This window comes from Pantoea sp. PNA 03-3 (assembly GCF_003201175.1).
GTDB lineage: Bacteria > Pseudomonadota > Gammaproteobacteria > Enterobacterales > Enterobacteriaceae > Pantoea > Pantoea stewartii.
In genome coordinates this window covers 128,516-137,977 of the sequence record NZ_QICO01000002.1, presented here as the reverse complement: position 1 = coordinate 137,977, position 9,462 = coordinate 128,516, and the positions used below count along the sequence as shown (strand labels likewise).

Here is a 9,462-nt window from a genome sequence, read left to right as displayed (position 1 = left end):
TGATAACGAAGCTTAGCGCATAAAGGCGGGCTGGTTATTTTCGTAAGCTGAAATCGCGCTTTCGTGCTGTAGCGTCAGGCCGATGCTGTCCAGTCCATTCAGCATGCAGTGGCGACGGAAATCATCAATCTTAAAGCTGTAGGTCTTGTCGCCGGCTTTAACCACCTGCGCTTCCAGATCCACTTCGAAGCGGATGCCCGGACGGGCTTTTACCAGGGTAAACAATTCGTCTACCTGCTCCTCAGTCAACGTGACCGGCAGCAGTTGGTTATTAAAGCTGTTGCCATAAAAAATATCGGCAAAGCTCGGCGCGATGACGACTTTAAAACCGTAATCGGTCAGTGCCCATGGCGCATGCTCACGTGACGAACCACAGCCAAAGTTTTCACGTGCCAGCAGGATGGATGCCCCTTTGTACTCCGGGAAGTTGAGCACGAAATCCGGATTGGGCTCCAGGCCGTGATCGTCCAGGAAACGCCAGTCGTTAAACAGATGCGCACCGAAACCAACACGCGTCACTTTCTGCAAAAACTGCTTTGGAATGATGGCGTCGGTGTCGACGTTAGCGGCATCCAGTGGCACCACCAAACCCGTATGTTGCGTAAATTTTTCTGCCATGATGGAGTCCTTATGTCAGGCTGCGAATATCAGCGAAATGGCCATTAACGGCAGCAGCAGCGGCCATCGCCGGGCTGACTAAATGTGTCCGTCCGCCACGGCCCTGGCGGCCTTCGAAGTTACGGTTACTGGTTGAAGCACAACGCTCGCCGGGATTCAGGCGGTCGTTATTCATCGCCAGACACATGGAGCAGCCAGGCAGGCGCCATTCAAATCCGGCCTCAATAAAGATCTTATCCAGCCCTTCGGCTTCGGCCTGGGCTTTAACCGGGCCTGAACCTGGCACCACCAGAGCCTGAACGCCCGGCGCAACTTTACGCCCTTTGGCAATCGCGGCGGCGGCGCGCAGATCTTCAATGCGCGAGTTAGTGCAGGAACCAATAAAGACTTTATCGATGCTGACGTCGGTCAGTTTGATACCGGGTTGCAGGTTCATATAAGCCAGCGCCTTCTCTGCGGATGCCCGCTCCACGGGATCCGCAAACGAGGCCGGGTCGGGAATCTGCGCATCCACCGCGATAACCTGCCCAGGGTTCGTTCCCCAGGTAACCTGCGGGGCGATCTCTTCTGCACGCAGCGTCACGACGCGGTCAAATTTCGCGTCCGGATCGGATTTCAGCGTGCGCCAGTATTCAACGGCCTGCGCCCATTTCTCACCTTCCGGTGAAAACTGACGTCCTTTCAGGTAGGCGAAGGTGGTTTCATCGGGGGCCACCAGACCGGCTTTTGCGCCCATCTCGATAGCCATGTTACACAGCGTCATGCGGCCTTCCATGCTCAGCGCTTCGATCGCGGAACCACAGAATTCGACAACATGGCCGGTCCCGCCCGCGCTGCCGGTTTTGCCGATAATGGCCAGCACGATATCTTTCGCCGTAATGCCCGGGGCAACCGTACCTGTCACTTCAATCTTCATGGTTTTAGCACGGCCCTGTTTCAGGGTTTGGGTGGCAAAAACATGCTCGACTTCAGAGGTACCGATACCGAAGGCCAGCGAGCCAAAAGCGCCGTGTGTAGCCGTGTGCGAGTCACCGCAGACAATGGTCATGCCCGGTAAGGTCATGCCTTGTTCCGGACCGATGACGTGCACGATGCCCTGGAACGGGTGATTCAGGTCATATAACTGCACGCCAAATTCCGCACAGTTCTTGATCAGCTCCTGCATCTGAATACGGGCCATTTCACCCGAGGCATGAATATCTTTGGTCTGGGTAGAAACGTTGTGATCCATGGTGGCGAAGGTTTTCGACGGCTGGCGCACTTTACGACCGTGCGCCCGCAAGCCATCAAACGCCTGCGGTGAGGTCACCTCATGAATCAGGTGACGGTCAATATAGAGCAGCGGCGTTTCATTCGGCGCTTCGTGAACGACATGTGCATCAAATAACTTCTGGTATAAAGTTTTCATTTTATTATTTTTCCTCGGCGACAAAGCGAGCAATGATGCTGCCCATCTCATCGGTGCTAATCGCAGGGCCATCACCGGCTAAATCTTTGGTGCGGTAACCTTCGGCTAACGCACGGCTGATGGCGCGTTCAATACTGGCAGCGGCCTCATCGGCGTTCAGGCTGTAGCGCAGCAGCAGTGACAGCGACAAAATCTGAGCAATCGGGTTGGCAATGTTCTGCCCGGCGATATCCGGTGCGGAGCCGCCAGCCGGTTCGTAGAGGCCAAAGCCGTCTTCGCTCAGGCTGGCTGAGGGCAGCATGCCCATAGAACCGGTGATCATCGCGCACTCGTCTGACAGAATGTCGCCAAACAGGTTTGAGCACAGCAGCACGTCGAACTGAGAAGGATCTTTAATCAGCTGCATGGTGGCATTGTCGATGTACATATGGCTCAACTGCACATCGGGATAATCTTTCGCAATCTCGTTGACGATCTCGCGCCACATGACCGAGGTTTGCAGTACGTTGGCTTTATCCACGGAGGTCACTTTGTTGCGGCGCTTGCGGGCGGACTCGAAAGCCTGACGTGCAATACGTTCGATTTCAAAGCGATGGTAGACTTCGGTATCAAACGCGCGTTCATGCGGACCGCTGCCTTCACGTCCTTTCGGCTGACCAAAATAGATGCCGCCGGTCAGTTCACGGACACACAGAATGTCGAAACCGCGTGCCGCGATATCGCTGCGCAGTGGACAAAACGCTTCGAGACCACTGTACAGCGCCGCCGGGCGCAGGTTACTGAACAGTTTAAAATGCTTACGCAGGGGAAGCAGCGCGCCACGTTCGGGCTGGGAAGCCGGGGGCAGGTGTTCCCATTTTGGCCCGCCCACGGAACCGAACAGAATCGCATTAGCCTGCTCACAACCGGCTACAGTGGCCGGGGGGAGCGGTTCACCATGGCGGTCAATGGCGATGCCGCCCACATCGTATTCGCTGGTGGTAATACGCAGATTAAAGCGCTGACGAACGGCATCTAATACCTTGATAGCCTGCGCCATCACTTCCGGGCCGATACCGTCGCCCGCCAGTACTGCGATATGTGAAGAGTTTGACATGATTACACCGTTTCCTTCTGATCTTTAGACTTGCGCTGTAACTCTTTCTCGACCTGTTTGGCTCGCCAGATGTTGTTTAAGGCGTTCACCATCGCTTTGGCAGACGATTCGACGATATCTGTCGCCAGACCAACGCCGTGGAATTTGCGGTTGTTGTAGCTCACCACAATATCGACCTGGCCCAGGGCATTTTCGCCGTGGCCTTTTGCCGTCAGCTTGTAATTAACCAGCTCGGCATTGAACTGGGTAATTCGGTTAATGGCCTGATAAACCGCATCAACCGGACCGTTCCCGGTCGCCGCTTCTGATTTCGTCTGTTCGCCACAACCCAGATTGACCGACGCGGTCGCCGTAATACTGGAGCCTGACTGCACAGTGAAATCATTCAGTTGGAAAAATTCAGGCTCTTCGTTTTGTTTGTCGATGAAAGCCAGCGCTTCCAGGTCGTAGTCAAAAACCTGACCTTTCTTGTCCGCCAGTTTCAGGAAAGCGTCATACAGGGAATCCAGATTGTATTCGCTCTCTGTGTAGCCCATCTCTTCCATGCGATGTTTTACCGCTGCACGACCGGAACGGGATGTCAGATTAAGCTGAATTTTATGCAGGCCAATGGATTCTGGCGTCAGGATTTCATAGTTTTCACGATTCTTAATCACGCCGTCCTGATGAATGCCCGACGAGTGGGCAAACGCGTTCGATCCGACAACCGCTTTGTTGGCCGGAATCGGCATATTGCAGATCTGGCTTATCATCTGGCTGGTACGATAAATTTCATGATGGTGAATGTTGGTATGGACATTCATGATCTGCTGGCGGGTTTTAATCGCCATGATCACTTCTTCCAGCGCACAGTTACCGGCACGTTCGCCCAGGCCGTTCAATGTCCCTTCCACCTGACGCGCCCCGGCCTGCACCGCTGCAATCGCATTGCCGGTGGCCATGCCTAAATCGTCGTGTGTGTGCACAGACAGAATCGCTTTGTCGATATTCGGTACGCGGTTGATTAACTGGCTGATAATGTTGGCGTATTCATTCGGCAGGGTATAGCCAACGGTATCAGGGATATTGATGGTGGTTGCGCCCGCATTTATGGCGGCTTCGACCATGCGGCACAGGTCGTCAATGGGCGTACGACCACCGTCTTCACAGGAGAATTCAACATCGTCCGTATAGTTACGGGCACGTTTTACCATGCGCACCGCCCGCTCAATTACCTCGGGTAAGGTGCTGCGCAGTTTCGTGGCGATATGCATCGGCGAGGTGGCAATAAAGGTATGGATGCGGAAGGCCTCGGCAACCCGCAATGATTCGTAGGCGGCATCAATGTCCTGCTCAACGCAGCGCGCCAGGCCGCAAACCCGACTGTTTTTAATAGTACGCGCAATGGTTTGTACGGATTCAAAATCACCTGGTGACGAGACGGGGAAGCCGACTTCCATCACATCAACGCCCATACGTTCCAGCGCTAACGCAATCTGCAGTTTTTCTTTCACACTCAGGCTGGCCTGTAAGGCCTGTTCACCATCACGCAGAGTGGTATCGAAAATAATAACTTGCTGGCTCATCGTGTTCATCCTTTTGCGTTTCTTGCCTTGCAACGAGCATAAAAAAACCCGCGACAGGCGCGGGTTTTTAACTTTTAGCAGGTTCGAATCAGTGTTTGATTTCGCCCACAAGTCTACCGCGCAGAGAATTTGCGATAAGTAGTAGACCTGATAGACGAAAAGAACGTGACATGTTTCAAACCCCGTGAATTTTTTGCTGCATCTATTGGTACTGGAATCAACAATCGATGTCAACCATAAGCGAAGGGTTATTTTCAGCCGCCACAAAGAAAAATGTTCTGACATTTTTGACGCTCACAGAGTATTAAACGAGGCGGACAGAACCCATGACGTTCATTACTGCTGATACGGGGTTACAGAAGAAAGGCTGCTTTTTAAGGTGATGAAATATAATGATAAATTAATATTCCAGTATCGCTTTATCCATAATCAGGCCATCTCAGGCAGCATAATCTCATGCGCTTTAAATTTTTATAAGATAATTACGCCATAAAAACGCATGAGGAAAAGATGGCTGGCTGAGTCCGTTCGTCATAGGTTTTTTTTATTTCTTAGATATGGCTACAAAAAATATCATTCACAGCATTTTCCTCTGCCATTATTGAACGTATTTAGTTTAATAATCGCAGGCAAAAGTTGGCGGGCAGAGGCTTTGAATCCCGCCGCCTTTCATCAAATGCGTTTGGCGTTTGCCAGCCCGTTTTTCTACGGTTATGGTAATCGACCTACTCTTAGAAAAATTAACCCAGCAGAATTCTCTGTATCTGGATCGCAGAAATGAGTTCTGCGGTCTTAGCAAAAACATAAGGTTTTGATTTTAATTGGCGAAACAGGGCAGGATGCATATGGCTAGCGGAAAAGCCGTCGCCAGTGGATTCAGTTCCTCAAGCCGGGAGGCAGAAAATGGAGATGTTGTCAGGAGCCGAAATGGTCGTCCGGTCGTTGATCGACCAGGGCGTGAAGCAAGTGTTCGGTTATCCGGGTGGCGCAGTACTCGATATCTATGATGCACTGCAAACTGTGGGGGGCATCGACCATGTTCTGGTCCGCCACGAGCAGGGTGCGGTCCACATGGCCGATGGTCTGGCACGCGCAACCGGTGAAGTCGGTGTGGTGCTGGTGACGTCCGGGCCGGGTGCAACCAATGCGATCACCGGTATCGCGACCGCCTATATGGATTCTATTCCATTAGTTATTCTGTCGGGCCAGGTGCCGTCTTCGCTGATTGGTTATGATGCCTTCCAGGAATGTGACATGGTGGGGATTTCCCGCCCGGTGGTGAAACACAGTTTTCTGGTGAAAAACACCGAAGAGATCCCGACGGTACTGAAAAAAGCGTTCTGGCTGGCATCCAGCGGTCGCCCGGGACCGGTGGTTATCGATCTGCCAAAAGATATCCTTAATCCTGCGAATAAGCTGCCTTATCACTATCCGCAGGAAGTGAGCATGCGCTCGTATAATCCGACAATTCAGGGCCATAAAGGCCAGATTAAGCGTGCGTTACAAACCTTACTGGCGGCGCATAAGCCGGTTATCTATGCCGGCGGCGGTGCCATTACATCGTCGTGTGAAGCCGAGCTGTTGCAGCTGGCTGAGCGCCTGAATATTCCGGTCACGACTTCACTGATGGGGCTGGGTGCGTTCCCTGGCAGCCATCGCCAGTGCGTAGGTATGCTCGGTATGCACGGCACCTACGAAGCGAATATGACGATGCACAATGCCGATTTGATCTTCGGCGTTGGTGTACGTTTTGACGATCGCACCACCAACAATCTGGCAAAATACTGCCCGAACGCCACCGTGATGCATATTGATATCGATCCGACGTCGATTTCCAAAACGGTCTCCGCGGATATTCCGATTGTGGGCGATGCAAAACAGACGTTACAGCAGATGCTGGAACTGCTTGATCACACGGAGGCGAAGCAGCAGTTAGACAGTCTGCGTGACTGGTGGCAGTCGATTGAGACCTGGCGCGGACGTCAGTGCCTTGCCTACGATCGTACCAGTGACAAAATCAAACCCCAGGCCGTGATCGAAACCATCTGCCGTCTTACTAATGGTGATGCTTACGTGACATCGGACGTAGGGCAGCATCAGATGTTTGCCGCGCTCTACTACACCTTTGATAAACCCCGTCGCTGGATTAACTCTGGTGGCCTCGGCACCATGGGCTTCGGCCTGCCTGCCGCGCTGGGTGTCAAAATGGCGCTGCCTGACGAAACCGTGATTTGCGTGACGGGCGATGGCAGTATTCAGATGAACATTCAGGAGCTTTCGACCGCGCTCCAGTATGATCTGCCGGTATTAGTGCTGAACCTGAACAACCGTTTCCTGGGCATGGTGAAACAGTGGCAGGACATGATTTACTCTGGCCGCCATTCTCAGTCTTATATGGAATCATTGCCTGATTTCGTTCGCCTGGCGGAGGCCTATGGTCACGTAGGCATTGCCATCAGTCATCCTGCGGAGCTGGAAGAGAAGCTGACGCTGGCACTGGAAACTCTGGCAAAAGGACGACTGGTGTTTGTTGATGTTAACGTTGACGGCAGTGAGCATGTTTACCCGATGCAGATTCGCGGTGGCAGTATGGATGAGATGTGGTTGAGCAAAACGGAGAGGACTTAATTATGCGTCGCATTTTATCGGTTTTGCTGGAAAACGAATCCGGCGCATTGTCTCGTGTTGTTGGCCTGTTTTCACAGCGTGGCTACAACATTGAGAGCCTGACGGTTGCACCCACGGACGATCCTACGCTGTCACGCATGACGATTCAGACTGTTGGCGACCAGAAAGTCCTGGAGCAGATTGAGAAACAGCTGCACAAGCTGGTCGATGTTTTGCGTGTGACCGAGTTAGGGCAGGGCGCTTACGTCGAACGTGAAATTATGCTGGTGAAAATTCAGGCGACAGGTTATGGCCGCGAAGAGGTAAAGCGCAGCGCAGAAATTTTCCGGGGCCAGATTATTGATGTGACGCCTTCGCTTTACACGGTTCAGCTGGCAGGCACCAGCGATAAGCTGGATGCATTCTTAAGCACGGTACGCGAAGTGGCTGAAATTGTAGAAGTCGCGCGCTCCGGCATCGTCGGTGTTTCACGTGGCGAACGGATAATGCGTTAATCACGCGCCGTAACGATCTAAAACGAATGTAACCCGGCGAAATGCCGGGTTTTTTCTTTTTTGTGCAGAACAAGGTTCACCATCAGAAAAGCGGTTGCTCCGCGCACTTTTCTGCTGTTAGATGTGATAAAAGAATGTCCATAGCTTATCTGCGGGTTATCAGACCCGCTTAACGGTGGGGTTACAGTGAAACTGGATGAAATTGCGCGCCTGGCGGGTGTATCGCGCACCACGGCCAGTTACGTCATTAATGGAAAGGCACGGCAGTATCGTGTCAGCGATAAAACCGTCGAGAAAGTCATGGCGGTGGTCCGCGAGCATAACTATCATCCTAATGCTGTGGCGGCAGGGCTGCGCGCCGGGCGCACGCGCTCGATCGGTCTGGTGATTCCCGATCTGGAAAACACCAGTTATACACGTATTGCTAACTATCTTGAGCGTCAGGCCCGCCAGCGTGGCTACCAGTTATTGATCGCCTGTTCTGAAGATCAGCCTGACAATGAAATGCGCTGTATTGAGCATCTGCTGCAACGCCAGGTGGACGCCATTATCGTATCCACTTCACTTCCTCCTGAGCATCCTTTTTATCAGCGCTGGATTAACAATCCCCTGCCCATTATCGCACTGGACCGCGCGCTGGATCGTGAACACTTTACCAGCGTGGTCGGTGCTGACCAGGACGATGCTTATGCCCTGGCGGCTGAACTGCGTCAGCTTAAGGTCAGCAACGTTCTGTTCATGGGCGCGTTACCAGAATTATCGGTCAGCTTTCTGCGTGAACTGGGATTCAGAGAAGCCTGGAAAGGGGATGAGCGTCCCATCGACTTCCTCTATTGCAATAGTTTTGAGCGCACGGCGTCGGCCGCCGTGTTCGAAAAGTATTTGCAGGATCACTCAATGCCAGACGCGCTGTTCACCACGTCATTCGGCCTGTTACAGGGTGTGATGGATGTGACCCTGAAGCGTAACGGCCGCCTGCCGTCCAATCTGGCGATCGCCACCTTTGGCGATCATGAACTGCTGGACTTCCTGGAGTGCCCGGTGTTATCGGTAGGCCAGCGTCATCGTGATGTAGCCGAACGGGTACTGGAATTGGTATTAGCGTCTCTTGATGAACCGCGTAAACCCAAGCCTGGATTAACGCGTATTCGCCGCAATTTATTACGTCGCGGACAATTAAGCAGAATTTCTAATTAATAATACGGGCAGCGATTTGTCTGCCCCGATGTTTAAATGCTGTTTTTAAACTCTTTCTTATCCAAAGTAAAAAAGCGTAAGCGTTTAACATTCATTCTAACAAATTAAGTTAACAGACCATTCTTGTTTACTTACAACTTAACGCTGGTTTAGCCCCTTAACATCAGGCGAGTGGCTAGGCTTCCGTTAAGAAATCCCCTAAAATGCGTCCCCTGTCTCAAAACGGCATCGGATTATTCAACCGTAATAAACGTGTTAATTTTCGCCGTTTTTTTTCAGAGCTGAATTTTTTATTCAATTATTCATTAGTTTAATTTTGATTAATCATCTTCCGGCGTTTTGAAACCTTTTCAGTGTTAATTCCCGCCTCGGTAAATAATCATATTCTACTGCCGCTCCGGCTTGACAATGATTTCCTACGATCCTTAAACTCGTTTTGTGGTAAAAAGTGGGATA

General features: G+C 52.0%; 7 protein-coding genes. 3 read left to right on the top strand and 4 right to left on the bottom strand.

Annotated elements, in window-relative coordinates:
- Positions 1-12 precede the first annotated feature (12 nt).
- The 4 genes from leuD to leuA are packed head-to-tail and all read right to left on the bottom strand — an operon-like array spanning position 13 to position 4,687.
- A complete protein-coding gene (leuD, locus tag C7433_RS07005; protein ID WP_033740246.1) occupies positions 13-618 on the bottom strand; it encodes a 3-isopropylmalate dehydratase small subunit in 606 nt (201 codons plus the stop codon).
- Positions 619-628: 10 nt separating this feature from the next.
- Entirely contained in the window at positions 629-2,026 is a 1,398-nt protein-coding gene (gene leuC, locus C7433_RS07000; protein ID WP_006117660.1) for a 3-isopropylmalate dehydratase large subunit, read from the bottom strand.
- A 4-nt stretch (positions 2,027-2,030) separates the two neighbouring features.
- The gene (leuB, locus tag C7433_RS06995; RefSeq protein WP_006117661.1) at positions 2,031-3,122 is read right to left on the bottom strand and encodes a 3-isopropylmalate dehydrogenase; all 1,092 of its coding nucleotides are present in this window, start codon (positions 3,120-3,122) and stop codon (positions 2,031-2,033) included.
- 2 nt (positions 3,123-3,124) lie between these two features.
- A complete protein-coding gene (gene leuA, locus C7433_RS06990) occupies positions 3,125-4,687 on the bottom strand; it encodes a 2-isopropylmalate synthase (protein ID WP_006117662.1) in 1,563 nt (520 codons plus the stop codon).
- Between the two features lie 903 nt (positions 4,688-5,590).
- Between leuA and ilvI the strand changes: the two genes are divergently transcribed.
- From ilvI to cra, 3 genes are all read left to right on the top strand, one after another.
- Positions 5,591-7,315, top strand: a complete 1,725-nt coding sequence (gene ilvI / locus C7433_RS06980; protein WP_006117663.1) for an acetolactate synthase 3 large subunit — start codon at positions 5,591-5,593, stop codon at positions 7,313-7,315.
- A gap of 2 nt (positions 7,316-7,317) precedes the next feature.
- The gene (ilvN, locus tag C7433_RS06975; protein WP_006117664.1) at positions 7,318-7,809 is read left to right on the top strand and encodes an acetolactate synthase small subunit; all 492 of its coding nucleotides are present in this window, start codon (positions 7,318-7,320) and stop codon (positions 7,807-7,809) included.
- Positions 7,810-7,995: 186 nt separating this feature from the next.
- The gene (cra, locus tag C7433_RS06970) at positions 7,996-9,006 is read left to right on the top strand and encodes a catabolite repressor/activator (protein ID WP_006117666.1); all 1,011 of its coding nucleotides are present in this window, start codon (positions 7,996-7,998) and stop codon (positions 9,004-9,006) included.
- Positions 9,007-9,462: the final 456 nt, after the last annotated feature.